Origin of the sequence: Klebsiella sp. EMBS2024, assembly GCF_036233805.1 — a bacterium.
Classification (GTDB): domain Bacteria; phylum Pseudomonadota; class Gammaproteobacteria; order Enterobacterales; family Enterobacteriaceae; genus Klebsiella; species Klebsiella pneumoniae.
Map to the genome: position 1 here is coordinate 33128 of NZ_JAZARW010000001.1, position 314 is coordinate 33441.

The 314-nt window shown below is 67.2% G+C and carries 1 pseudogene; it reads right to left on the reverse strand.

Features of this window, described 5'->3' with window-relative positions:
• Nucleotides 1–314, reverse strand: a pseudogene (locus VZP09_RS00165) (hypothetical protein); the annotation flags it as partial.

Sequence of the window (314 nt, forward strand, 5' to 3'; positions counted from 1 at the left end):
ANCAGCGGGATGAAGCCGAGGTCCTCGCGCACGCGGGGGATTTCCGCCAGCACTTCATCCAGACGGTGGGCGGCGCTNTGCTGCTTCAGCTGGCCTTCGAGGTTGGTGAGCATCCCGCCCGGCACCTGGGCGACGAGGATACGGCTGTCGGTGCCCTTCAGCTGGCCTTCGAAGGCGTGGTACTTCTTACGCACCTCGCGGAAGTAGGCCGCGATGCTCTCCAGCCTGTGGATGTTGAGGCCGGTGTCGTACGGCGTGCCGGNGAGGGTGGCCACCAGCGCCTCGGTGGCCGGGTGGCCATAGGTGGCGCTCAT